This window comes from Cedecea neteri (assembly GCF_000757825.1).
GTDB classification, from domain to species: domain Bacteria; phylum Pseudomonadota; class Gammaproteobacteria; order Enterobacterales; family Enterobacteriaceae; genus Cedecea; species Cedecea selenatireducens.
Map to the genome: position 1 here is coordinate 1,422,938 of NZ_CP009451.1, position 21,814 is coordinate 1,444,751.

The window sequence follows — 21,814 nt, forward strand, 5'->3', positions numbered from 1 at the left end:
GCACATGAGTGCCCTGTTTTTTACACGGAGAGAAAAATGTCCAGACCTGCCATCATCATTAACGAACTAGACGCCGAACGCCTTGACCGCCTGCTGGAACAGCCGCAGTACGCCAAAGCACCGCTGGCAGAGGCGCTGAACGCCGAACTGGATCGCGCTGAGATGTGCAGCCCGGAAAAGATGCCGCCGGACGTTGTTTCCATGAACAGCCGCGTAGAGTTCCGCGACCTGAGTAATCAGGAAGTCCACGTTCGCACGCTGGTTTACCCGGCCAACCTGACCGACAGCGACAATCAGCTTTCCGTGATGGCGTCGGTCGGTGCCGCGCTGCTGGGCCTGCGGGTGGGTGATACCATCAACTGGACGTTGCCAAACGGCGGCCAGACCCACCTCGAAGTGCTGGCGCTGCAATATCAGCCGGAAGCCGCCGGTGAATTCCACCGCTAATTCTGTTTTCCCCTCTGATATAAGGAGGGGAATTTACCTTAAAGCATAACTTCCCGCCGCCCATATCAGCTTATAATTGCTATCAACAACTACCAATATTTATAGCTTTCGCATTAAAAGCACAGATTTACATTTGTAAAAAAAATTGACAAAATTGCCGCCCTTTGTTGATGAGTTGTATTCACCTAAAACGAAAACATCCGCTTTCAGGTTATTTTCCCATCATAAAGACAGTATCCCCTCTATTTTTCCGCCCATTAATTTGAATTAACGATTAATGTTGCACGCGGCCATGCCGATATTTTTCCGATTGTTTTATATAAATGGAGACGTTATGAAAAAGGTTGCTAAGTTATTCGGTATGTTTGTGATTTTAGGCGTTCTTGCAGGCTGTGCGCGTACTGCGCCTATCGCGAACATTCAAACCACCGTGAGCGCTGGCCACACTGAAGCACAGGTTAAAAGTGCCATTCTTAAAGCCGGTATTCAGCGTCAATGGATAATGAACGAAGTTAGCCCAGGTGTTATCAAAGCACGCCAGCAGACTCGTGAATTCACCGCAGAAGTGCGTATTAACTACACCGCAAACAGCTATTCTATTAATTACGAAAATAGCCTCAACCTGCGCGCCTCCGGCGGCAAAATTCATAAAAACTACAACCGCTGGATTCGTAACCTGGACAAAGATATCCAGGTTAACCTTGCCTCTTCCGGCCTGTAATTTTGCTTAACGCCGAATCTGAAGGTTCGGCGTTTCTTCTTTTATTATCACGTTGACAGGTAATGCAGCACATGTACGAACAGGACAGCCTTAGCGCATTGGATGCCATTACGGAAGCCCAGCGAATTGCCTTTGCCCCCATGCTGTTTCAAACGGCGCTCTGTCTACGAAATGCCGGCGTGCTCGCTTACCTCGACGGGCAAGGGAAACAGGGCGCAACCCTCGAAGAAATAACGGAATCCTGCAACGTTAACGAATACGCTGCCAGCGTTTTACTGGATATGGGCCTGAGTGGACGCATTATTTTCAGGCAAAATACGCATTATTTCCTGGCGAAAATCGGCCATTTCCTGGTGCACGACACCATGACGCGTGTGAATATGGATTTCACCCAGGACGTTTGTTATCAGGGACTGTTTTTCCTGGAGGAAGCGTTAAAAGAGGGTAAACCCTCGGGCTTAAAAGTGTTTGGCGACTGGCCGACCATTTACCCCGCGCTCTCACAATTACCGACTTCCGCCAAAGAGAGCTGGTTTGCCTTCGATCATTACTATTCCGATGCGGCTTTTGAAGCAGCCTTACCGCATGTTTTTGCCCACCAGCCTGCCCGGCTTTATGACGTTGGCGGGAATACCGGAAAATGGGCAATACGCTGCTGTAAATATGATGCAGAAGTGGCTGTCACGCTGCTGGATTTACCACAACAAATTGCACTCGCACGTGAAAATATAGAGAATGCTGGGCTTTCCGGGCGTATTGATTTCCACAGCGTAGATATGCTGAGCGATTCCCCCCTGCCCGGTGAGGCTGATATCTGGTGGATGAGCCAGTTCCTGGACTGCTTCTCGCCGGAGCAAATCATTAAGCTCCTCAGCAACGTTGCTCGGGTCATGAAACCCGGCGCAAGGCTCTGCGTGATGGAACTGTTTTGGGACGCACAAAAATTTGAAGCGGCTTCGTTTAGCCTGAACGCCTCTTCGCTTTACTTTACCTGCATGGCCAACGGCAACAGTCGTTTTTACAGCGTAGAGAAGTTTTATCGTTATCTGGAAATGGCCGGATTCCAGGTGTCGGAACGCCACGACAACTTAGGCGTTGGTCATACCCTGCTGGTATGCCAGAAAACCTCCTGACCCGGCGCACGTTCAGCGCTGGCGATTAGAATAACGCTCGAATTGATCGCAGAACCACGCGGATGAAATTTGCACTCAACATTATTGACTGGCAGGCGAAAGCGCCGGGTCTCAGCAACGCGGCAGAGTGGCAGCACTGGTCGCAGCATGGGCAGGCTATTGACCCGACTCAACCTCAGGGCGCCCTAAGCGAACTTCCGATGATGACGGCCCGCCGCCTGAGCTCAGGCAGCAAACTGGCCGTTGACTGCGGCCTCGCCATGCTTCGTCGCCACGAGATTGATGCCGTACTCTATACCAGCCGTCACGGAGAGCTGGAGCGTAACTACAGGATCCTGCAGGCGCTGGCATCTGAGCAGCCGCTCTCCCCCACGGATTTTGCGCTTTCGGTGCATAACTCCTCTGTCGGTAACCTGACGATTGCCGCCAAAAAGCCGATTACCTCCGCGTCGCTGTCTGCAGGTAAAGACACCTTCCAGCAGGGGCTTTGTGAAGTCATCTGCCTCTTACAGGCGGGTTACAAAAAAGTCCTGATGGTCGATTTTGACGGCCTGCTGCCGGCGTTCTATCACCCGCGACTGGAACCTGAAATGCCGACCTGGCCCTATGCGGTCGCGCTGGTCATTGAGGCCGGAGACAATCTGCGGTGCAGCACGCAAAAAAGCGAAGCCGCCGGCGAGCCCGCATTGCCGCAAAGCCTGCTGTTTTTACAGCACTATTTAAATGACACCCCGGACTTTATCCTGCAGGGCGAGCGCGTTGCATGGCTCTGGAGTCGCGCGTGAGCGGCGTTGCGGCACGGCTAAACTGGCTATGGCGGCTCGTCATGACGGGCTTCTGCTTTGCGCTTTTTGGCCTCGGTGGCCTGCTGCTTTCTACCGTCTGGTTTAACTTACTGTTGGTGTTTATCCGGGATAATGCGAAGCGTCGCCGCATTGCACGCCGCAGTATCGCCGCCAGCTTTCGCCTTTTCCTGACGGTTGCCAGAGCCATTAAGGTGCTCGACTACCGCATCGAAGGCCAGAGCATTCTGCAAGCCGAGCGCGGATGCCTGGTGGTTGCCAACCACCCAACGCTCATCGACTACGTGCTGCTCGCCTCCGTAATGCCAGAAACCGACTGCCTGGTTAAAGATGCTCTGCTGAGAAACCCGTTTGTCAGCGGCGTTATTCGCGCAGCGGACTACCTGGTGAACAGCCAGGCCGATGCCCTGCTGCCGGCAAGCCGCCAGCGGCTACAGCAAGGTGACACAATTTTGATCTTTCCCGAGGGCACGCGAACGCAGCCCGGCGGTAAAATGACGCTTCAGCGCGGGGCGGCCAACATCGCCGTGCGCTGCAACAGCGACTTACGCGTTGCGACGATCCACTGCAGTGAGAACCTGCTGGACAAGCAAAGCAAATGGTACAATGTGCCCCCCGCGAAACCCTTGTTTACCGTCAGGGTGCGCGAGCGGATAAGCATTGACCAGTTTCATCAGGCAAATTCACAAGAACCGGCGCTGTCCGCAAGGCAGTTAAACCGGCACCTTTTGCTTCAATTACAACAGGGGACGAAACCTCTTTCGGGTATTAATGATGCAAGCGCTCTATCTTGAAATTAAAAATCTCATCATAAACACACTCAATCTGGATGAAATGTCGAGCGACGACATTGACACCGATGCCGCACTTTTTGGCGAGGGTTTAGGCCTGGACTCTATCGATGCTCTGGAACTGGGGCTGGCGGTGAAAAACCAGTATGGCGTGGTGCTTTCTGCCGAAAGCGAAGAAATGCGTCAGCACTTCTTTTCCGTTGCCACGCTGGCATCTTTCATTCACGCGCAACGAGCCTGAGGAGAGTCCGTTATGACCGACCCACACGCTATCTATGAAGAAGTCTCCGCGCTGTTGGTAAAGCTGTTTGAAATCGATCCTCAGGACATCAAGCCAGAGGCTCGCCTGTATGAAGATCTGGAGTTAGACAGCATCGATGCTGTCGACATGATCGTTCATCTGCAGAAAAAAACCGGCAAAAAAATCAAACCGGAAGAGTTCAAGGCCGTTCGCACCATACAAGATGTGGTCGATGCGGTAGAACGTCTGATACGAGAAGCGTAACGCGCTATGCGGTGCGCTCGCGCTTTTCCGGGTGTACAGCTGCTGACCGGTCTGCTACTGCTGGCCTGGCCTGGTATTATCTGGCTAGGTCTGGCGCATAACAGCCTGCACTGGCTGCTGCCGCTCATGGCTCTGCTGCTGTTTTTCCGCTTTCGCCAGACCCGGCGACAGGCGGGCCCTTTGCGAATCGTCACTCAGGTTGTTGCCGTTGCCGGAATCATCCTCTGCGCGGCCAGCTACCTGCTGAAAACGCATCAGCTGCTGCTGTTTTATCCGGTGGTGGTGAACAGCGTCATGCTCGCCGTCTTCGGCGGTTCGCTGTGGTCCTCGATGCCGATTGTCGAACGTCTGGCACGCCTGCGTGAACCGGATCTTCCTGAACCGGCGGTGCGTTACACCCGCCGCGTCACGCAGATCTGGTGCCTGTTTTTTGTGGCTAACGGCAGCATTGCGCTGTTTACCGCGCTGTACGGCGATATGACGCTGTGGACGGCATGGAACGGCATGATTGCCTATCTGCTGATGGGCACGTTAATGGCCGGAGAATGGCTGGTCCGCCGCCGGGTGATTAAAAGAGAATCTCAATGAAGCAACCGCTTTCTCTGGCCGGGTGGCTAACCGCGCCACGCTCTTCGTCCACGCTCATTGCCTGGCTTGGCAATCAGGAATGGACGTTGGGGCATTTGCGCCACGACGTCGCACGGCTGATGCAGCAAATGGCCCATCGCCCCGGCCAGCGCTGGGCGCTGTGCTTTGAAAACAGCTACCTGTTTCTTGTGGCGCTGCTGGCGACGCTTCACGCCGGGAGAACGCCGGTTATCCCAGGGCACTGCCGGGTTGCGCTGCTCAATGAGCAACGCAGCCTGTTCGACGGCGTATTGAGCGACAAAGATCTTGCCTGGCAGGGGCCGCTTTGTATTGTGCGATCCGGGCAACAAACGGCAGAAGAAGCCGTCTTTTTCCCCGAGGTTGCTGCCGATGCCTTTGTGGAGCTGTTCACCTCAGGCTCGACCGGCACACCTAAACGCGTGGTGAAATCCATTGCTCGCCTGGATCGGGAAGCCGCCCTGCTCACGGCGCATTTTGCCGAACGGCTTGAAGGCTGCCGAATAGTCGCCTCGGTCGTGCCTCAGCATCTCTATGGGCTGACCTTCCGCATCTTTTTGCCTATGACGTTAGGCCAGCCGCTTCATGCCGCCATGCTTTATTACGCTGAACAGCTTGCCGCGCTGAGCCATGAACATCGCTACGCGTTTATCAGCAGCCCGGCCTTTTTGAAACGTCTGGATCTCCAGCTTTCTCCCCCGCCGGTAAAAACGATCCTCTCGGCGGGCGGCCTGCTGCCCTGGCAGGACGTGGCGCAGGCAGCGCAATGGCTGGGCGTCTTGCCGGATGAGATTTATGGCAGCACCGAAACCGGCGTGCTCGCGTGGCGCTACCGGGAGCACGATGACGTTGCCTGGCTGCCGTTCCCGGGCGTAAAAATCACTCCAGAAAGTGAATCCTTCCGCGCCAGCTCGCCGCTGATTGCCGCCGAAGAAGGGCTGCTGCTTGACGACGTCCTTCATATTGAGGAAGACGGCAGATTTCGCCTGATGGGCCGTCGCGGGCGCGTGGTGAAAATTGAAGAAAAACGTATTTCGCTGACGGAAATTGAGCAGCGTCTGCTGGAGCTGGAAGGTATTTCCGAGGCGGCGGCGCTGCCGGTTTCTCGCGGCGGGCGTCAGGGGATTGGCGTTCTGCTGGTGCTCAATGAATCTGCACGCCAGCGCTGGCTACAGCGCAGCGGCAAGGCTCAGGAAATGGCCTGGCGAAGGTCGCTTCAGCCGTGGCTTGAACCGGTCGCTATGCCGCGCTACTGGCGCGTCGTGGACGAAATCCCGGTCAATAACATGAACAAGCGTGTCTATGCGCAATTACAGGAGTTATTTCATGAAACCTCATGAAATTGAGCGCCATCAGGCACAGCCAGACAGGCTGGAAGTCGTGCTTTATCTCGACCCTTCCCTGTTTTGGTTCCAGGGCCATTTCGCCGTACAAGCTCTGCTGCCGGGCGTTGCTCAGCTGGACTGGGTGATGCTGTATGCACGCGAGGTCCTGGCGCCGGATTACCGTTTCCACAGCATTCAGAACGTGAAGTTCCAGGCTCCGCTGCTGCCGGAAACCACCGTCACCTTAGCGCTGGAATGGCAGGCAGACAGGCAGATCTTAAGCTTTAGCTTCAAACGTCATGCTGGCGAGGAGCGCCATACCGCCAGCAGCGGGAAGATTCGCCTATGTCGCTGACTTTCCGCCCCTGCGTGCTTATCCCCTGCTATAACCACGGCGCCATGATGCCGGGCGTTCTCACGCGCCTTGCGCCCTTTGACCTGGCCTGCATCGTTGTCGACGACGGTAGCGATGAAACTACGCGCCGGGTGCTTGAGCAACTGGATGCCCAACACGCGAACCTGACGCTGATTCGCCTGCCGTCGAATGCCGGAAAAGGCGAAGCCGTCATTCAGGGGCTGAAGGCCGCCGCAGAAAAAGGCTATAGCCACGCCGTGCAGGTGGATGCCGACGGCCAGCACGCCGTGGAGGATATCCCGAAGCTGCTTGCGCTGGCGCAGCAGCACCCGGAGGCGCTGATTTCCGGGCAGCCCATTTATGACGACTCCATTCCTCGCTCGCGCCTGTATGGCCGCTGGGTAACCCACGTGTGGGTGTGGATAGAAACGCTGTCGCTGCAGCTGAAAGACAGCATGTGCGGGTTCCGGGTTTACCCGGTCGCCCCTACATTGCAGCTGGCCGGGCGGGTTCCCCTGGGCAAACGCATGGACTTCGATACCGAAGTCATGGTGCGCCTTTACTGGCAGGGCATCACCAGCTATTTCGTGCCGACCCGCGTGACCTATCCGCTGGACGGCCTGTCGCACTTCGACGCGCTGAAAGATAACTGCCGCATCTCGCTGATGCACACCCGCCTGTTCTTCGGCATGCTGCCGCGCATCCCTGCCCTGCTGTTCCGCCGTAAAAAACAACACTGGGCAGAACAGAAAGAGGTTAAAGGCCTGTGGGGAATGCGCCTGATGCTGCTGGTCTGGCGTCTGTTGGGGCGAAGGGCATTTTCGCTGCTGCTTTATCCGGTGGTGGGCGTTTACTGGCTCACCGCTCACCGCGCACGTAAAGCCTCGCAAAGCTGGATTTCACGCGTACGCACGCAGCTTGCGGGCCGCAATATGCCAGTACCGGCCAACCTGACCAGCTTCCGCCACTTCCTGCGTTTTGGCGACGCCATGCTGGATAAAATCGCCGGCTGGCGCGGCGAACTGCGGCTGGGCCGTGACGTTCTGTTCGCGCCCGGCGCGGAGCAAACGCTCAACGCCAGCGGCACCACGGGCAAGCTGCTGCTCGCCTCTCATTTAGGCGACGTAGAGGCCTGCCGCGCGCTGGCGCAGCTGGAAGGCAGCCAGACCATCAATGCGCTGGTGTTTAACGATAATGCCCAGCGCTTTAAGCAAATTATGCAGGAGATGGCGCCTCAGGCCGGGCTGAACCTGATGCCGGTCACCGACATCGGGCCCGATACCGCCATGCTGCTCAAAGAGAAGCTGGATCGCGGCGAGTGGATTGCCATTGTCGGCGATCGCGTGGCGGTAAACCCTCAACGCGGCAACGAATGGCGCGTCTGCTGGAGTCAGTTTATGGGCCAGCCCGCGCCGTTCCCGCAGGGGCCGTTTATCCTGGCTTCTATTCTGCGCTGCCCGGTAGAGCTGATTTTTGCCCTGCGCGAGGACGGCAAGCTTCGCATTCACTGTGAACCCTTTGCCGACCCGCTGCTGCTGCCACGCGCGGAGCGCCAGGCCGCGCTGCAACGCACCATCGACCGCTACGCAGAGCGCCTTGAACACCACGCTCTGCGGTCGCCGCTCGACTGGTTTAATTTTTTCGATTTCTGGCAGCTGCCGGACGTCAAAGACAAGGAGTAAAGGGTGAATAACGATCCCCGTTTTACCGCAGAAGTCGAACTGACTATCCCTTTTCATGACGTCGACATGATGGGCGTCGCCTGGCACGGCAACTATTTTCGCTACTTCGAAATTGCCCGTGAGGCGTTGCTGAACCAGTTCAACTACGGCTACCGCCAGATGAAAGAGTCCGGCTATTTATGGCCGGTGGTAGATACCCGCGTGAAGTACCGTAATCCGCTGACGTTTGAGCAGCGTATTCGCGTTCGGGCAAGCATTGAGGAATACGAAAACCGCCTGCGTATCGGCTATGAAATTTTCGATGCCGAAACCGGAAAACGCGCCACCAGCGGCTACACCATTCAGGTCGCGGTTGAAGAAAAAAGTCATGAACTGTGCTTCGTCAGCCCGGACATTTTATTTGAACGTATGGGAGTCAAACCATGAAATATTGGCCAGTGCTGGCGCTGCTGCTCAGCCCCGTCGTCAACGCCCTGACGCTTGATGCCCTGCAACAACGCTTCACCGAACAGCCGGTGGTCCGCGCGCACTTCGAGCAAACGCGTACCATAAAAGATCTGCCGCAGCCGCTGAAATCCTCCGGCGAGATGCTGATTGCCAGAGATAAAGGCCTGCTGTGGGACCAGACAACCCCTTTCTCCATGAAGCTGCTGCTGGACGATACCCGCATGGTTCAGGCCATTAACGGCCAGCCGCCTCAGACGATCACCGCGGAAAATAACCCGCAGATGTTCCAGTTTAACCACCTGCTGCGGGCGCTGTTCCAGGCCGACCGCAAAGTGCTGGAGCAGAACTTCCGCGTGGCGTTTGTCGACAAAGGCGAAGGCCGCTGGACGCTGCGCCTGACGCCGATCGTCACGCCGCTGGACAAGATTTTCGCCAGCATCGACCTGGCCGGCGGCCAGTATCTGGACAGCATCCAGCTCAATGATAAACAGGGAGATCGCACGGATATCGCGCTCTCTCAACATAAACTCACTCCGGCTCAGCTCACCGATGACGAACGCCAACGCTTTGCCGCGCAGTAACCGTAAAGCCCCCGCGGTGCTGTGGGGAATCGTCTGCCTGATAATGCTGGCTGCTTTGCTTACGCTGCTGCCCGGCTCACGGATGAACAGCAGCGTGCTGGCTATGCTGCCAAAACAGGCGCTGGGCGCTATTCCACCGGCCTTGAACGACGGCTTTATGCAGCGCCTGGACAAGCAGCTGGTCTGGCTGGTCAGTCCGGGTAAAAAAGCCGATCCGACCGTGGCGCAGGCCTGGCTCAGTCTGCTCCAGGGTTCGCACGCGCTGGCCGAAGTCAAAGGCCCGATGGACGCCGCCGCCCAGCAGCAATGGGGCGCGTTTTTCTGGCAACACCGCAACGGCATGCTTGATGCCGACACGCGGGCACGCCTGCAAAACGGCGGTGATGCCCAGGCGCAGTGGATCCTCTCCCAGCTTTATTCCGCCTTTTCCGGCGTCAGCGGGAAAGAGCTGCAAAACGATCCGCTGATGCTGATGCGCGGCTCACAGCTGGCGATGGCCAAAAACGGCCAACGCCTCCGGCTGATGGACGGCTGGCTGGTCACTCAGGACGATCAAGGCAATTATTGGTATTTGCTGCACGGTGAGCTGGCGGGATCCTCTTTTGACATGCAGCAAACGCACGGCCTGGTCACCACGCTCGACTCGCTTAAACAGCTGCTGAGCGAGCGTTATCCGCAGGCGCAGGTCCTCTCTCGCGGCACGGTGTTTTACAGCGATTACGCCAGCCAGCAGGCGAAGAAAGACATCTCCACGCTTGGCGTCGCCACCCTGCTCGGCGTGGTGCTGCTGATTGTGGCGGTCTTCCGTTCCCTGCGCCCGCTTCTGCTGTGCGTCATTTCCATCGCTATTGGTGCGCTTGCGGGCACCGTTGTCACCCTGCTTATCTTCGGCGAACTGCACCTGATGACGCTGGTGATGAGCATGAGCATCATCGGTATTTCCGCCGACTATACGCTTTACTACCTGACGGAGCGCATGGTGCACGGCGGCGAAGTCACGCCCTGGCAAAGCCTGGCGAAAGTGCGTCACGCGCTGCTTCTGGCGCTGCTCACCACCGTCGCAGCCTATCTGATCATGATGCTCGCCCCGTTCCCCGGCATTCGCCAGATGGCGGTCTTCGCCGCCGTGGGGCTAAGCGCCTCCTGCTTTACGGTCATTTTCTGGCACCCCTGGCTCTGCCGTGGCCTGCCGGTTCGCCCGGTGCCGGCCATGGTGCTGCTGCTGCGCTGGCTTGCGGCCTGGCGTCGGAATAAAAAGCTCTCAGTCGGGCTGCCGGTTGCATTGGCGCTCTTCTCGCTCGTCGGTATCGCTACGCTCAAAGTCAACGACGATATCTCCCAGCTACAGGCGCTGCCGCAGCACCTGCTGGCTCAGGAGAAAACCATTACCGCGCTGACCGGGCAAAGCGTCGACCAGAAATGGTTTGTGGTCTACGGCAGCACGCCACAGCAAACGCTGGAACGCCTTGAAGCGTTTACTCCTGCGCTGGAGCAGGCCAAAAGTCGCGGCCTGATTAGCGGTTATCGAACCCTGCCCGTCAACTCGCTCGCTCGTCAGCAGCAGGATTTAGCGCTTTTACAGCGCGCTACACCAGCCGTTGCGCAGGCTCTGCAGCAGGCCGGGCTACAGGCGGTTAAGCCAGATCTTAGCCCCATGTCAGTGACGGTCGCCGACTGGCTAAAAAGCCCGGCAAGTGAAGGATGGCGCCTGCTGTGGGTAACCCTGGACAAAGGCGAAAGCGGCGTGCTGGTGCCGGTTGATGGCGTTAAGCAATCGGCAGCCTTGAGCGAACTGGCAGCACAACAGCCGGGCGTGGCCTGGATCGACCGGAAAGACACCTTCGACGAACTGTTTGCGCTTTACCGGCATATCCTGACCGGCCTGCTGCTGGTCGCATTAGCCGTCATCGCCTGCGGGGCCATGCTCCGTCTTGGCTGGCGTAAAGGCATCATCAGCCTGGTGCCATCCGTTCTGTCGCTGGGCTGCGGCCTGGCCGTGTTATCGCTGAGCGGTCACGCCGTGAACCTGTTTTCGCTGCTGGCCCTGGTCCTTGTGCTCGGCATCGGCATTAACTACACGCTGTTTTTCAGCAACCCGCGCGGCACGCCGCTGACCTCGCTGCTCGCCATCACGCTGGCCATGGTCACCACCTTACTGACGCTCGGCATGCTGGTCTTTAGCGCCACGCAGGCAATCAGCAGTTTTGGCATCGTACTGGTCAGCGGGATTTTTACCGCCTTCCTGCTGTCGCCGCTGGCTATGCCCGCTAAAAAAGGGAAAAGAAGAAATGATAAAGCTTAACTTTTGGCACGCCGTGCCGCTTGTCGCCGCGCTGGTGCTGACCGGCTGTAGCCACTCGCCAAAAGACCAGCAAGGTCGCCCACAGGCCTGGCTGGAACCTGGCGCCCGCGTCACGCTCCCGGCGCCGGGGATTTCTCCGACGGTGAACTCGCAGCAGCTGCTAACCGGCAGCTTTAACGGTAAAACCCAATCGCTTTTGGTGATGCTCAACGCCGACGATAAAAAGCTGACGCTGGCCGGTTTGTCCTCGGTAGGGATCCGCCTGTTCCTTGTCACCTACGACGAGAAAGGGTTGCATACCGAGCAGTCTATCGTCGTCCCGCAGCTGCCCCCGGCAAGCCAGGTCCTGGCCGACGTTATGCTCAGCCACTGGCCGATTTCCGCCTGGCAGCCGCAGTTGCCGAAAGGCTGGACGCTCACCGACAAAGGCGATAAGCGCGAGCTACGCAATGCCAGCGGCAAGCTAGTGACCGAAATCACCTACCTGATGCGTAAGGGCCAGCGCGAGCCGATAAGCATTCAGCAACATGTCTTTAAGTACCACATCACCATTCAATATCTGGGTGACTGAGATGATTTATATTTCCGCCGTCGGGATGATAAACGCGCTGGGCAATAACCTCGATGACATCGCCGCCAATCTGGCTCAGGGCTACGCGCCCGGTATGCGGTCACGCAGCGGCTGGCTGCAGGGACCCGCAGAGGCCGTTTTGGGTGGCGTTGACGGCGAGCTACCGACCATTCCGGATACCTTCGCCGCCCACCGTTCCCGCAACAATCAGCTGCTGCTGGCCGCGCTGGCGCAAATTCAGCCGCAGGTCGATGAAGCGATAGAGAAGTTTGGTCACGACCGCGTGGCCGTGGTCCTCGGCACCAGCACCTCCGGGCTCGATGAAGGCGATATTTACGTCAACCAAACGCTTAACGATAGAGAGAACCACAGCTGGCAATACCCGCAGCAGGAGCTGGGCGATCCTTCCCGCTTCCTGAGCCACTGGCTGGGGCTGGACGGCCCGGCGTTTACGCTCTCTACGGCCTGCTCCTCCAGCGCCAGGGCAATTATCAGCGGCCGCCGTTTGATTGAGGCCGGGCTTGCCGATGTGGCTATCGTTGGCGGCGCCGACACGCTAAGCCGCATGCCGGTTAACGGCTTCCACAGCCTTGAGTCGCTCTCTGCCGAGCTGTGTGAACCCTTTGCCAGGAATCGCCACGGCATCACGATTGGCGAAGGCGCCGCGTTAATGCTGCTGACCAAAGCGCCGCAGCCTATCGCGCTGCTTGGCGTCGGTGAGTCCAGCGATGCCCACCATATTTCGGCCCCACATCCGGAAGGTGAAGGGGCTATTCGCGCCATTCGACAGGCGCTTGCCGACGCGGGAATGGCGCCGGGCGACGTCGGCTACGTCAACCTGCACGGCACCGCCACGCAGCTCAACGATCAGGTTGAATCCAAAGTCATGCACGCGCTGTTTGGCGAGGAGATCCCCTGCAGCTCCACCAAGCACCTGACGGGACATACTTTAGGGGCGGCGGGCATTACCGAAGCGGCCATTGCGATGCTGATTTTGCAGCGTGATTTGCCCCTGCCTCCGCAGGATTTCAGCCGTTCCCCACGCGATCCGGCCCTGCCGCCCTGCGGCATTATTGACAGCACGAGGCCGCTTGAGCGCCCGGTTATCCTCTCAAACTCTTTCGCCTTTGGCGGAAACAACGCCAGTATTCTGCTAGGGAGAATGCCATGAGCCACTACTTATCCCCCACGGAATACCTGCCGCATGACGCGCCGATGCTGCTGCTTGAAAACGTTGTCAGCGTGACGGATGACGCCGCAGCCTGCGAAGTCACGGTGACTGAAACCGGCGTGCTGGGGCCGTTTGTTGATGCGCAGGGAAACCTGCCGGGCTGGTATGCGCTGGAGCTGATGGCGCAGACCGTCGGCGTCTGGTCCGGCTGGCACCGCAAACAATGCGGGCAAGACAGCATCAGCCTGGGCATGGTGTTAGGCGCGCGTGAACTCATCTGCCAGGCGGGCCTGCTGCCCGCCAATGACAGACTCATCGTCACGGTCAAACTACTCATGCAGGACGAGCGCTTCGGCAGCTTCGAATGCGCGATTAACGTGGGCGAGGAAACGCTGGCAACCGGCCGGGTGAACACCTTCCAGCCCACCAAAGAAGAATTAACCACGCTTTTTCATCAGAGATCTACAGCATGAGCCGTTCAGTTCTGGTTACCGGTGCCAGCAAAGGCATTGGCCGCGCCATCGCCCGCAAACTTGCCGCCGACGGGTTTATTATCGGCGTCCATTACCATCGCGATGCCGCAGGGGCGCAGCAAACCCTGGACGACATCCTCGCCGCCGGGGGAGCCGGACGCCTGCTTTGTTTTGACGTGGGTAACCGCGAGCAATGCCGCGAAGTGCTGGAGCAGGACATGGAGGCCCATGGCCCGTGGTACGGCGTGGTAAATAACGCGGGTATCGCGCGTGATGCGGCGTTTCCTGCGCTCAGTGAAGAAGACTGGGACTCGGTTATCCACACCAACCTGGACAGCTTCTATAACGTTATCCAGCCGTGCATTATGCCGATGATCTCTGCGCGCAAAGGCGGCCGAATCGTCACGCTATCTTCCGTGTCTGGCGTGATGGGCAACCGTGGCCAGGTCAACTACAGCGCGGCGAAAGCGGGCATTATCGGTGCCACTAAAGCGCTGGCCATTGAGCTGGCGAAACGTAAAATCACCGTCAACTGCATCGCGCCGGGACTTATCGATACCGGCATGATCGAAATGGAAGAGGCCGCGCTGAAAGAGGCGATGGCCATGATCCCCATGAAGCGCACCGGCCAGGCAGAGGAAGTCGCCGGGCTGGCCAGTTATTTACTGTCTGATATTGCGGGCTACGTGACCCGACAGGTTATTTCCATCAACGGAGGGATGCTATGACACGTCGTGTCGTAATTACGGGCATGGGCGGCGTTACCGCCTTTGGTGAAGACTGGCAGAGCGTCTCCGCCAGGCTGCTGGCGTACGAAAATGCGGTACGCAAAATGCCCGAGTGGCAGGTTTACGACGGGCTGCATACGTTGCTCGGCGCGCCGATCGACAACTTTACGCTGCCGGAACACTACACCCGCAAGCGCATTCGCGCCATGGGCCGGGTTTCGCTGATGTCCACCCGCGCGACCGAGCTTGCGCTGGAGCAGGCGGGGTTAATCGGTGAAAATGTGCTGACCAACGGCGAAACTGGGATCGCCTACGGATCGTCGACGGGCAGTACCGGCCCGGTGAGCGAGTTCGCCACCATGCTGACGGAAAAACACACCAATAATATTACCGGCACCACCTATGTGCAGATGATGCCGCATACCACCGCCGTGAATACCGGGCTGTTCTTTGGCCTGCGTGGGCGAGTGATCCCGACCTCCAGCGCCTGTACTTCCGGCAGCCAGGCCATTGGCTACGCGTGGGAAGCCATTCGTCACGGCTATCAGACGGTGATGGTTGCCGGCGGGGCAGAAGAGCTTTGCCCTTCCGAGGCCGCGGTATTCGATACCCTGTTTGCCACCAGCCAGCGCAACGATCGGCCCAAAACCACACCTTCACCTTTCGACCAGCAGCGCGACGGCCTGGTGATCGGCGAAGGCGCGGGTACGCTGATTCTGGAAGAGCTGGAGCATGCGAAAGCACGCGGCGCGACCATCTACGGTGAAATCGTCGGCTTTGCCACCAACTGCGATGCCGCGCACATCACCCAGCCACAGCGCGAAACCATGCAAATCTGCATGGAACAGTCGTTGAAAATGGCCGGGCTGAGCGCGCTGGATATGGGTTATATCTCGGCTCACGGCACGGCGACCGACCGGGGCGATATTGCTGAGAGCCTGGCTACGGCGGCAATCTATGGCGACAACGTGCCGATTTCTTCGCTGAAAAGCTATTTCGGCCACACGCTGGGTGCCTGCGGCGCGCTTGAGGCCTGGATGAGCCTGCAGATGATGCGTGAAGGCTGGTTCGCCCCTACCCTCAACCTGAGCAAACCGGACGAGCACTGCGGCGCGCTGGACTACATCATGGGTGAAGCACGCCAGATTGACTGCGAGTATTTGCAGAGCAATAACTTCGCCTTCGGGGGGATCAATACCTCTATTATCATTAAGCGCTGGGCTTAATATTTTTCCCTCACCCTAACCCTCTCCCTGGAAGGGAGAGGGAATAAATAATGTACCCCATCGTCTGTTTTCCCCCTCTCCCCTTTGGGGAGAGGGCTGGGGTGAGGGTAAAAATAAGAAGCGAGGCTCGGTTCCGGCTTAAATCGCCTCCGTTTTCTCTCCGACTGGCCAGGGTCCGGACGTCGGGAACGGCCGGAGGCTGAGAGCGTCGGGAACGCATCTCAGCCGACCCAGGACTGGAAGTGAACGGAATATGCGCGGCTCCTACATAATCGCGGAAAAATATGATAAAAAACAGATCCCAGCGCCCCCTCAAACCTCAGAGAATCGCCTCCTCGGTCAGAATCCGCTTCGCCCCCAGGAAATGATCCTGCCAGTAATTGTCCGTCAGCTGGCTAATACGGATATTCAACCCGGTTCTTGGCGCCTCAATAAACTGCCCGTCGCCAAGATAAACCCCGACGTGATCCGCCCGATCCTGACTTTTGATACTGAAAAATACCAGATCGCCGCGCTGAAGCTGGCGTTGGTTGATGCGCTTTAATCTTTGATCCTGGAACATGCCGTTGGCGGTGCGCGGGAGCTTCTGGCTTAGCAGCTTGTTATAGGCGTAATAAATCAGCCCGCTGCAGTCAAAGCCCTGGTCCGGCGTCTGCCCGCCCCAGACATAGGGTTTACCCAACTGTAGTTTGAGCCGCTGAATAACCTTGTGAACAGTGGCTTCCACGCGCGGACTCGTCATCTCGGCCATCAGCGCCTCGGTCGCCAGCGGCCACAGGCCTTCAGAGCCGCCCATCATTCCAGGACGCCAACGGGTATGCATGGCGAGCTGCTCACGATTCAAGGCGCGAGCGGCCAGCTTTTCGGCAGCCTGCCGTTTTTTCTGTTCGGGTGTAGGCGGCACAACCGCAAGGCGCTTTTTAGCGCTGCTCAGCAGCCTCATACGGTTTTTCATCCGTTCGCGGGCTTCTTTACTCTGCTGCTGCACGGCCTGCATTGGCTTCTGTACAGGCTTAGGCTTCTTGCCGGGCGAGGCGCAGACCGAAGAAGAGAAAAGGACGAATAGCAGCAGAAAAAAAAATCCCGCCATGCGTCGGGAGAGTTCGGACGCAGGCGGTAAAGTGGAGACAATTGAGGTGGAAATCAAAATCAGCAAATCAAATACCTGAAAACTTATCGTGCCGGGGACGGCTGTTGCGCCACGCGCTCGGCCAGCGGCTTAAGAACTTTTTCGCCGTGCTGACCAAAGAACTGGTACAGCGAAGCGCTCGCGGAATGGGTCAAAACCATGATCTCGATGCGGCGGTTGGCCGAGCTGAGCGGATGTTCAGGATCGAGCAACATCTGGTCTGCCATGCCGCTAACCTGCAGCACTTTCCCGTTATCCAGCCCGCCCCTGGTCAGCGCTTTGCGCGCCTGCATCGCGCGTTCGCCGGACAGATTCCAGTTGTTATAGAGCTCCTGGTCGCGGAAACGCGTGGCATCGGTATGCCCGGTGATAATGATTTTGTTGTCGATAGAGTTCAGCGCCGTCGCAAACTCCGTCAGCAGGCGGTTAAAAAAGGGCGTCAGAATGGCGCTGCTGCGCTGGAACATTTCCCGCTTTTGGTCATCCTGAACCAGGATACGCAGCCCCTGCGGAACAATTTCAATTTGTAGGTTGGACTGGGCGTCATAGGCGGAGGTGATTTTCATGATAACCCGAGCCAGATCCTCAATCTCCTGCTCCGAACGGCGGTTGACGTCTTTCAGGCTCTCTCCCTTACTCGCCTGCTGGGTTAACGCCTGCAGGGCAGCAACATCCTGCTTGATGTCGCTGCTGGCATCACTCGACTTCGGTTTGCCCGCCAGAATGGTTACGCTGCCGCCGGAGCCGTCTGGCTGGGTAATCGGCGTGGCGGACATGCCCTCAAACAGCGAGTCGCTGTTAAGCAAAGAGACAATCTCCTTACGCTCTTCTTCGGTGACCGCCCCCATGATCCACAGCACCATAAACAGCGCCATCATTGCGAGGGTGAAGTCGGCAAACGCAACCTTCCACGCGCCGCCATGAACCGCGTCATGGCCTTTGCGCGAGGCGCGTTTGATAATTGTGGTATGCCCTTTGCCGTGACCTCGCATTACGCATCACCCGTCATCTGGTTCACCCAGCCGTCCAGCGTGGCAAAGGTCGGCTTAGAGTCCATCGGCAGCATTTTGCGCCCGGCATCTACCGCCAGCAGCGTCGGTTTACCGGCAACGTGATTCACCAGCACGGTACGCACACACTCCAGCACGGCCATCTGTTTTTTAGTACGCTGCTCCATGGCGTTAGCCATCGGATCCATCAGGCAGTAACAGAAGAAGACCCCAAGGAAGGTGCCCACCAGCGCGGCCGCTACCTTCACCCCGATAACGGCAATGGAGCCGTCGATAGACTGCATGGTGATGATTATCCCAAGCACCGCGGCACAAATACCGAATCCAGGCATCGCCTCAGCAATTCGCTGCAGCGAACGCGACGGCAGCAACAGATCCTCTTCCATCGCCACCAGCTCCTGCTCGAGGATCCCTTCAAGCTCGTGTTCGTTAATTTTGCCCATCGCCATCAGGCGGAAGTTATCCGAGATAAAGGTGATCAGCGCTTTGTCACGCAGGATAAGCGGGTACTTTTGGAACAGCGGGCTACTCTCAGGGACCTCAATGTGCTCATCCAGCACCTTAAGTCCACCGTCCTGAACCAGCTCAAGCAGCTCAAACAGCAGCATCAGCAGCTGGCGCTGGTATTCGTCGGTGTGCTCGTTTTTGCGCATCACGCCGCGAAACTGGCGGTACATTTCAGCCAGCACAGGTTTGGGGTTAGCCAGCACCAGAGCGCCAAACCCTGCGCCCAAAATGATGATAATTTCACCGGGCTGCCAGAACGAAGCCAGTCGCCCGCCTGACATAAGAAAACCGCCAACGACACAGACGAAAATAATCACTAAACCTAATAATTTTTGCATGAGTTTCCACTTCTCAAAAAACCACTAAAAAAACTGCTCAACTTTTTGCGCTATTTTTTTATTCAGCTGACAGATACGTGCCTCCGTCAGCCCCAGCACCAGCGCTATCTCTTTCAGGCTCATTTCATGCTGGTAGTACAGCGTCAAAATCATTTGCTCACGTTCATCAAGGCTTGCCAGCGCGGTTTTCAACGTTCGGCTCACCATCACTTCTTCTTCTAAATCCCGGCCATTCAGCGAGACGGAATGCGTTTCGCTACTGAGAATCTCATCAAGGCTGTCCATCGACTTCGCGCAGTCCAGCAGCAGATACTCCTGATACTCTTCGGCGGTAATCTCCAGCCGCCCGGCAAGGTCAACAAAGCCAGGCGGACGACCCAGCTCGCGGGCTATCTCGCGGATGGCATCGTTCAGCTTGTGGGTCTTTTGCCGCAGGCGGCGAGGACGCCAGTCAAGCTGACGCAGCTCATCAAGAACCGCGCCCCGAATACGGTGCACGGCATAAGCCCCAAACTGTTCATCAGGATGACCGTAACGACGCAAAGACGTGAGCAGACCCATCAGGGCAATTTGCTCCATATCTTCCCTGTCCATCACGCTGCTTGCCTGATAAGAAAGCTGCTTCACAACCCGATGCACCAGCGGTAAGTAAGCATTCACATAACGTGACTCTTCCGCAGGCGTCAGGGCCTCGTCAGCAATAAAATCCATCATTTCTCTTACCGCCGTGGTGACTTACTGAAAGACCATCTTGCTGATGATCACATCCCGGAACGGTATCTTGCTGTTGAGGCTTTTAAAGCGCTCGGTATAGGCCGTCATAAGCCTTTTCTTAAGATCAGAAACGCTCATACCGCGCACCGTTTCGTAGTCCATATCGGACAGCAGGCTTACCGTCGCACCGCGTATCGCGGGGGACATATCGTTGATCAACTGGACGTCGCGAGGCTCATCCGCCGCTAACGCCAGTTCAAGCAGCAGGTAACGCTCTTTGCTGCCGTTGCTTTGCAGGGTGATAACCACATTTTTGATTTCCACAAACTCAACGTGCTTTACATCCGAAGAGCTGAACAACGAGGTCAGCATGCCGCTTGCCCCGTCCTCTTTGGTCAGCACGTGAGTACCCACTATGGTCAAAACCGCCGCAAACGCGGCCGCAATAAGGGCAATGAGCAGCCCCAGAGAAAAAGTTTTTATTGTCATAATCTTCTGTGTTTAAACGGTCAGTAGAACGGAGGCATCTTCACGGCGCGCGCTCGCGTCCGCCTCAATGCTTACGGCAGCCATAACATCCTGTGGCTGCTTCTGTGGCGCCGATTGATGCTGGCCATCGCGCTGTCCGTTTTGAGAGGAAACCTGGACGTTCACCTGCACAAAATTCTGCTCGGTCAGGCTCTGACGTAAGTCGTTACTGACCTGCTGAAGCGCGCGGTAAACCTCCCCCTGGCTGGCATTAATCGTGACCTGCACGCGGCCATTTTCGATCTGCACGGCAATGTCTATCTTGCCCATTTCCGGCGGGTCGAGACGGATAGTCGCGTGCTGAATCTGGTCCTTAACCTGTACCTGTAAACGCTCGCCCAGGGCAGACTGCAGCTGTTGAGCCCAGCGCGAAGGTTCAGGATCCAGCTTGACGGTTGGCGACATGGACGGCGTTTCTTTCCCCATAGCGCCAGGCTGAACCGACGGACGTGCCGTGGAGATAGCCACGTTTTCGCCCATGTTTAACATTGGCTGAACGGCGACAGACTCCGTGCTTTTTAACGTCACCGGCTGCATAAGCGGTAACGTACCGGCCTCGGCCAGCGTTGAAGCAGGTTGTTGGACCGGTGCTCTCACGCCGTGCAGGCCCGCGAGAGAAGGCTGCGCACCGCCCGGCCGTGCTGGATTAACGGCATCCGCCACCGCGTTAGCGACAGGATTAGCCGGCGCGGCAGAAGCTGCATTCACCGTAAGCAGCCCATCAAGAATTTGCTGGAGAAGCGCTACGGGCGCGTCCACGCTTACCGTGGTGTCAGCAGTTTCTTCTTCCATCACGGCGTTATCCGCATCGACGGTTTCCAGCCCAGCCTCACCTGCCGGCGCGGCTTGCAGCACGTTGAGTAATGCCTGCGTAAAGAGCGGTGGTGCGGATACCGCAGCCTGCAAACCGGAAGCAGCTGTAGTGATGCCCTGCGGAGTAGCAACGCCTTCTAAGCCTGGCATAACCCCTGAGACGGTTGTTACCGGCGCGTCGTGCAGCAAGATGGAGGCAGAACTGATATTCATCATCTAATGTCCCCCTCATCCATAAAGGCCGCGTAGGCCGCAATGCCTTCCTGATTGCGACGCTGTAGCGCCATTTTTCGCTCAAGCTCTTCGCTTTTCAGGCGGCACTTGTCATTCACTTTGCGATGCATACGGCGCAGCGCCTCCAGCGCAACCCGCTTCTCATCGCTCAGCGGGTTACGCGCTAAAGAGGCCAGAAATGAGGCAATTTGCTTGTCCACTTCCTGCACCTGCGACCAGTTTTCGTTTTCTGCCGCCACCTCCAGCGCACGCGTCAGAAAGTGGATGACCTGAATATCATCCATGCTGCTGGCCCATTTTTTGCCACCCGTCCTGCAGGTTGCCGAGGATCTTTTCCACCTCGTCAATGTACTCAACGGAAAGCTTGTGGCTCGCGTCATACAGGCGATACACGCAATAGTCGTAAAGATTGGCGAGGCTTAACGCCAAATCGCCGCCTTTTTCATAATCCAGCGCGCTGGTGAGGGCGTTGAGAATATCGATACATTTATTGATGCTCTGCACTTTGCGCTCGTAGCGGCAAGCGGCAATGTGGCTCCTGGCGCGAACCAGCTCGTCCATCAGGCCGTTAAACAGCATCAGCACCAGCTGATGTGGACTTGCCGCTGCGGCCTGAATGGCCAGATCGGACTGCTGATACTGGCCGAGGGCCTCCTGCTCATTTCCATACATAA

At 57.4% G+C, this 21,814-nt stretch carries 27 protein-coding genes; 19 read left to right on the forward strand and 8 right to left on the reverse strand.

Translation table 11 applies throughout. The features are described 5' to 3' along the window. The first annotated feature begins 36 nt into the window (after window positions 1–36). From rnk to JT31_RS06545, 19 genes are all read left to right on the forward strand, one after another. Window positions 37–447 carry a nucleoside diphosphate kinase regulator gene (rnk, locus tag JT31_RS06455; RefSeq protein ID WP_038474776.1) on the forward strand — a complete coding sequence of 137 codons (411 nt, stop codon included), beginning with the start codon at window positions 37–39 and terminating at the stop codon, window positions 445–447. Window positions 448–781: 334 nt separating this feature from the next. After that, window positions 782–1,168, forward strand: a complete 387-nt coding sequence (locus JT31_RS06460) for a lipoprotein (RefSeq protein ID WP_038474779.1) — start codon at window positions 782–784, stop codon at window positions 1,166–1,168. A gap of 71 nt (window positions 1,169–1,239) precedes the next feature. Beyond that, entirely contained in the window at window positions 1,240–2,301 is a 1,062-nt protein-coding gene (locus JT31_RS06465; protein ID WP_038474782.1) for a methyltransferase, read from the forward strand. A gap of 62 nt (window positions 2,302–2,363) precedes the next feature. Beyond that, entirely contained in the window at window positions 2,364–3,086 is a 723-nt protein-coding gene (locus JT31_RS06470; RefSeq protein ID WP_038474785.1) for a beta-ketoacyl synthase chain length factor, read from the forward strand. Beyond that, window positions 3,065–3,898: a lysophospholipid acyltransferase family protein gene (locus tag JT31_RS06475; RefSeq protein ID WP_071842936.1), complete on the forward strand. Its 834-nt coding sequence runs from the start codon at window positions 3,065–3,067 to the stop codon at window positions 3,896–3,898. Before JT31_RS06470 ends, JT31_RS06475 begins: the two co-directional genes overlap by 22 nt. Next, the gene (locus JT31_RS06480) at window positions 3,879–4,136 is read left to right on the forward strand and encodes a phosphopantetheine-binding protein (protein ID WP_038474790.1); all 258 of its coding nucleotides are present in this window, start codon (window positions 3,879–3,881) and stop codon (window positions 4,134–4,136) included. Before JT31_RS06475 ends, JT31_RS06480 begins: the two co-directional genes overlap by 20 nt. Before the next feature lie 12 nt (window positions 4,137–4,148). Beyond that, on the forward strand, window positions 4,149–4,400 hold the full coding sequence (locus tag JT31_RS06485) for an acyl carrier protein (protein WP_038474792.1): 252 nt from the start codon (window positions 4,149–4,151) through the stop codon (window positions 4,398–4,400). A 6-nt stretch (window positions 4,401–4,406) separates the two neighbouring features. After that, entirely contained in the window at window positions 4,407–4,988 is a 582-nt protein-coding gene (locus JT31_RS06490) for a hypothetical protein (protein ID WP_038474794.1), read from the forward strand. Then, on the forward strand, window positions 4,985–6,346 hold the full coding sequence (locus tag JT31_RS06495; protein ID WP_038474796.1) for an AMP-binding protein: 1,362 nt from the start codon (window positions 4,985–4,987) through the stop codon (window positions 6,344–6,346). Before JT31_RS06490 ends, JT31_RS06495 begins: the two co-directional genes overlap by 4 nt. Beyond that, the gene (locus tag JT31_RS06500) at window positions 6,333–6,686 is read left to right on the forward strand and encodes a hydroxymyristoyl-ACP dehydratase (protein ID WP_038474798.1); all 354 of its coding nucleotides are present in this window, start codon (window positions 6,333–6,335) and stop codon (window positions 6,684–6,686) included. The genes JT31_RS06495 and JT31_RS06500 overlap by 14 nt, the downstream gene beginning before the upstream one ends. Then, complete coding sequence (locus tag JT31_RS06505) at window positions 6,677–8,368, forward strand: glycosyltransferase family 2 protein (protein WP_038474800.1); 1,692 nt, start codon at window positions 6,677–6,679, stop codon at window positions 8,366–8,368. The genes JT31_RS06500 and JT31_RS06505 overlap by 10 nt, the downstream gene beginning before the upstream one ends. Before the next feature lie 3 nt (window positions 8,369–8,371). Then, window positions 8,372–8,794 carry an acyl-CoA thioesterase gene (locus JT31_RS06510; protein WP_038474802.1) on the forward strand — a complete coding sequence of 141 codons (423 nt, stop codon included), beginning with the start codon at window positions 8,372–8,374 and terminating at the stop codon, window positions 8,792–8,794. Beyond that, entirely contained in the window at window positions 8,791–9,396 is a 606-nt protein-coding gene (locus JT31_RS06515; protein ID WP_038474804.1) for an outer membrane lipoprotein carrier protein LolA, read from the forward strand. Before JT31_RS06510 ends, JT31_RS06515 begins: the two co-directional genes overlap by 4 nt. Then, complete coding sequence (locus JT31_RS06520; RefSeq protein WP_038474806.1) at window positions 9,365–11,698, forward strand: MMPL family transporter; 2,334 nt, start codon at window positions 9,365–9,367, stop codon at window positions 11,696–11,698. Before JT31_RS06515 ends, JT31_RS06520 begins: the two co-directional genes overlap by 32 nt. Beyond that, complete coding sequence (locus tag JT31_RS06525; RefSeq protein ID WP_038474807.1) at window positions 11,685–12,269, forward strand: DUF3261 domain-containing protein; 585 nt, start codon at window positions 11,685–11,687, stop codon at window positions 12,267–12,269. Before JT31_RS06520 ends, JT31_RS06525 begins: the two co-directional genes overlap by 14 nt. 1 nt (window position 12,270) lies before the next feature. Further along, the gene (locus JT31_RS06530; protein ID WP_038474808.1) at window positions 12,271–13,440 is read left to right on the forward strand and encodes a beta-ketoacyl-[acyl-carrier-protein] synthase family protein; all 1,170 of its coding nucleotides are present in this window, start codon (window positions 12,271–12,273) and stop codon (window positions 13,438–13,440) included. Further along, complete coding sequence (locus tag JT31_RS06535; protein WP_038474811.1) at window positions 13,437–13,913, forward strand: 3-hydroxy-fatty acyl-ACP dehydratase; 477 nt, start codon at window positions 13,437–13,439, stop codon at window positions 13,911–13,913. Before JT31_RS06530 ends, JT31_RS06535 begins: the two co-directional genes overlap by 4 nt. Beyond that, a complete protein-coding gene (locus JT31_RS06540) occupies window positions 13,910–14,641 on the forward strand; it encodes a 3-ketoacyl-ACP reductase FabG2 (RefSeq protein WP_038474813.1) in 732 nt (243 codons plus the stop codon). The genes JT31_RS06535 and JT31_RS06540 overlap by 4 nt, the downstream gene beginning before the upstream one ends. Next, window positions 14,638–15,867 carry a beta-ketoacyl-ACP synthase gene (locus tag JT31_RS06545; RefSeq protein ID WP_038474815.1) on the forward strand — a complete coding sequence of 410 codons (1,230 nt, stop codon included), beginning with the start codon at window positions 14,638–14,640 and terminating at the stop codon, window positions 15,865–15,867. The genes JT31_RS06540 and JT31_RS06545 overlap by 4 nt, the downstream gene beginning before the upstream one ends. 319 nt (window positions 15,868–16,186) lie before the next feature. On the opposite strand, the gene JT31_RS06550 is transcribed toward JT31_RS06545, so the two are convergent. From JT31_RS06550 to fliS, 8 genes are read right to left on the reverse strand one after another with little or no spacing between them, the layout of a single operon-like run. After that, window positions 16,187–17,023 carry a C40 family peptidase gene (locus tag JT31_RS06550; RefSeq protein ID WP_038474817.1) on the reverse strand — a complete coding sequence of 279 codons (837 nt, stop codon included), beginning with the start codon at window positions 17,021–17,023 and terminating at the stop codon, window positions 16,187–16,189. Window positions 17,024–17,040: 17 nt separating this feature from the next. Then, window positions 17,041–17,988 carry a putative lateral flagellar export/assembly protein LafU gene (lafU, locus tag JT31_RS06555; RefSeq protein ID WP_038474819.1) on the reverse strand — a complete coding sequence of 316 codons (948 nt, stop codon included), beginning with the start codon at window positions 17,986–17,988 and terminating at the stop codon, window positions 17,041–17,043. Beyond that, a complete protein-coding gene (gene motA, locus JT31_RS06560; protein ID WP_038474821.1) occupies window positions 17,988–18,851 on the reverse strand; it encodes a flagellar motor stator protein MotA in 864 nt (287 codons plus the stop codon). Before motA ends, lafU begins: the two co-directional genes overlap by 1 nt. 24 nt (window positions 18,852–18,875) lie before the next feature. Then, window positions 18,876–19,562 carry a FliA/WhiG family RNA polymerase sigma factor gene (locus tag JT31_RS06565; RefSeq protein ID WP_038482853.1) on the reverse strand — a complete coding sequence of 229 codons (687 nt, stop codon included), beginning with the start codon at window positions 19,560–19,562 and terminating at the stop codon, window positions 18,876–18,878. 24 nt (window positions 19,563–19,586) lie between these two features. Continuing rightward, entirely contained in the window at window positions 19,587–20,054 is a 468-nt protein-coding gene (locus tag JT31_RS06570) for a flagellar basal body-associated FliL family protein (RefSeq protein WP_038474823.1), read from the reverse strand. A gap of 12 nt (window positions 20,055–20,066) precedes the next feature. Beyond that, window positions 20,067–21,122, reverse strand: coding sequence for a flagellar hook-length control protein FliK (locus tag JT31_RS22760; RefSeq protein ID WP_052048977.1), 1,056 nt, complete (start codon window positions 21,120–21,122; stop codon window positions 20,067–20,069). Then, window positions 21,119–21,424: a hypothetical protein gene (locus JT31_RS06580; RefSeq protein ID WP_038474825.1), complete on the reverse strand. Its 306-nt coding sequence runs from the start codon at window positions 21,422–21,424 to the stop codon at window positions 21,119–21,121. The genes JT31_RS22760 and JT31_RS06580 overlap by 4 nt, the downstream gene beginning before the upstream one ends. Next, on the reverse strand, window positions 21,417–21,812 hold the full coding sequence (fliS, locus tag JT31_RS06585; RefSeq protein WP_038474827.1) for a flagellar export chaperone FliS: 396 nt from the start codon (window positions 21,810–21,812) through the stop codon (window positions 21,417–21,419). The genes JT31_RS06580 and fliS overlap by 8 nt, the downstream gene beginning before the upstream one ends. Window positions 21,813–21,814: the final 2 nt, after the last annotated feature.

Excerpts from the sequence above, each read along its gene's own strand:
- rnk (WP_038474776.1), top strand. The coding sequence starts at position 37 with ATGTCCAGACCTGCCATCATCATTAACGAACTAGACGCCGAACGCCTT.
- JT31_RS06460 (WP_038474779.1), top strand. The coding sequence starts at position 782 with ATGAAAAAGGTTGCTAAGTTATTCGGTATGTTTGTGATTTTAGGCGTT.
- JT31_RS06465 (WP_038474782.1), top strand. The coding sequence starts at position 1,240 with ATGTACGAACAGGACAGCCTTAGCGCATTGGATGCCATTACGGAAGCC.
- JT31_RS06470 (WP_038474785.1), top strand. The coding sequence starts at position 2,364 with ATGAAATTTGCACTCAACATTATTGACTGGCAGGCGAAAGCGCCGGGT.
- JT31_RS06475 (WP_071842936.1), top strand. The coding sequence starts at position 3,065 with ATGGCTCTGGAGTCGCGCGTGAGCGGCGTTGCGGCACGGCTAAACTGG.
- JT31_RS06480 (WP_038474790.1), top strand. The coding sequence starts at position 3,879 with ATGCAAGCGCTCTATCTTGAAATTAAAAATCTCATCATAAACACACTC.
- JT31_RS06485 (WP_038474792.1), top strand. The coding sequence starts at position 4,149 with ATGACCGACCCACACGCTATCTATGAAGAAGTCTCCGCGCTGTTGGTA.
- JT31_RS06490 (WP_038474794.1), top strand. The coding sequence starts at position 4,407 with ATGCGGTGCGCTCGCGCTTTTCCGGGTGTACAGCTGCTGACCGGTCTG.
- JT31_RS06495 (WP_038474796.1), top strand. The coding sequence starts at position 4,985 with ATGAAGCAACCGCTTTCTCTGGCCGGGTGGCTAACCGCGCCACGCTCT.
- JT31_RS06500 (WP_038474798.1), top strand. The coding sequence starts at position 6,333 with ATGAAACCTCATGAAATTGAGCGCCATCAGGCACAGCCAGACAGGCTG.
- JT31_RS06505 (WP_038474800.1), top strand. The coding sequence starts at position 6,677 with ATGTCGCTGACTTTCCGCCCCTGCGTGCTTATCCCCTGCTATAACCAC.
- JT31_RS06515 (WP_038474804.1), top strand. The coding sequence starts at position 8,791 with ATGAAATATTGGCCAGTGCTGGCGCTGCTGCTCAGCCCCGTCGTCAAC.
- JT31_RS06520 (WP_038474806.1), top strand. The coding sequence starts at position 9,365 with ATGACGAACGCCAACGCTTTGCCGCGCAGTAACCGTAAAGCCCCCGCG.
- JT31_RS06525 (WP_038474807.1), top strand. The coding sequence starts at position 11,685 with ATGATAAAGCTTAACTTTTGGCACGCCGTGCCGCTTGTCGCCGCGCTG.
- JT31_RS06530 (WP_038474808.1), top strand. The coding sequence starts at position 12,271 with ATGATTTATATTTCCGCCGTCGGGATGATAAACGCGCTGGGCAATAAC.
- JT31_RS06535 (WP_038474811.1), top strand. The coding sequence starts at position 13,437 with ATGAGCCACTACTTATCCCCCACGGAATACCTGCCGCATGACGCGCCG.
- JT31_RS06540 (WP_038474813.1), top strand. The coding sequence starts at position 13,910 with ATGAGCCGTTCAGTTCTGGTTACCGGTGCCAGCAAAGGCATTGGCCGC.
- JT31_RS06545 (WP_038474815.1), top strand. The coding sequence starts at position 14,638 with ATGACACGTCGTGTCGTAATTACGGGCATGGGCGGCGTTACCGCCTTT.
- lafU (WP_038474819.1), bottom strand. The coding sequence starts at position 17,988 with ATGCGAGGTCACGGCAAAGGGCATACCACAATTATCAAACGCGCCTCG.
- motA (WP_038474821.1), bottom strand. The coding sequence starts at position 18,851 with ATGCAAAAATTATTAGGTTTAGTGATTATTTTCGTCTGTGTCGTTGGC.
- JT31_RS06565 (WP_038482853.1), bottom strand. The coding sequence starts at position 19,562 with ATGGATTTTATTGCTGACGAGGCCCTGACGCCTGCGGAAGAGTCACGT.
- JT31_RS06570 (WP_038474823.1), bottom strand. The coding sequence starts at position 20,054 with ATGACAATAAAAACTTTTTCTCTGGGGCTGCTCATTGCCCTTATTGCG.
- JT31_RS22760 (WP_052048977.1), bottom strand. The coding sequence starts at position 21,122 with ATGATGAATATCAGTTCTGCCTCCATCTTGCTGCACGACGCGCCGGTA.
- JT31_RS06580 (WP_038474825.1), bottom strand. The coding sequence starts at position 21,424 with ATGGATGATATTCAGGTCATCCACTTTCTGACGCGTGCGCTGGAGGTG.
- fliS (WP_038474827.1), bottom strand. The coding sequence starts at position 21,812 with ATGTATGGAAATGAGCAGGAGGCCCTCGGCCAGTATCAGCAGTCCGAT.